The organism is Mesorhizobium sp. M4B.F.Ca.ET.089.01.1.1 (genome assembly GCF_004022605.1).
Lineage (GTDB): Bacteria > Pseudomonadota > Alphaproteobacteria > Rhizobiales > Rhizobiaceae > Mesorhizobium > Mesorhizobium abyssinicae.
This window is the reverse complement of record NZ_RZOS01001283.1, coordinates 1-533: the sequence shown is the minus strand read 5'-3', so window position 1 is coordinate 533 and position 533 is coordinate 1. Positions and strand designations below refer to the sequence as shown.

1 pseudogene is annotated in these 533 nt (G+C 68.7%); it reads right to left on the bottom strand.

The window, feature by feature from the left end:
• Positions 1–490: pseudogene (locus tag EN780_RS37170) on the bottom strand (hypothetical protein); the annotation flags it as partial.
• Positions 491–533 lie beyond the last annotated feature (43 nt).

Genomic DNA, 533 nt, shown 5'->3' with positions numbered 1-533 from the left:
GGTTTAGCGGGTTCTGCGCCGGGGCCGGGAAGCTCTGCTCGGCGACGACGTCGATGCGCGCAGCCGACGACGCCTGTTTTCCTTGCTCGGACGGCGTCGCCGACCGGATTGCTTCAAGGGTTTTCGATGACGATGCCGGTCGCTTCGCCGGCGATGCCGATACGTCCGCAGGCGTCTGATCCTCAGGCGGCGCCGTGGCGCCGCCATCCCGGCGCGGCAGGTCCTTGAAGACGGCGCTGATGGCTTCCGGCTGCCGCAGCTTGCCGGGAAAGGCCTCGGCGTTCGAGGCACGTTCGGACCGGGAGAAGGCACCGGCATCATTGGACTCGGGATCCGAGGTCTGATCGGGTTCTTTCAAGGTGGAAAGCAATCGCCGCGACGATTGCGGCTGGCCGTCCAGCGCCGGCTCCGGCCCGCTGGGCGCGGCATCGTCGCCGTCCGCTCGGGCCGATGGCTGGAAACGGCCGATGTCGCTCAACGCCATCAGCAATGGCAGGCTGTCCTTGAGCGGGCCGGCGTTCGCGGTCTGCGCG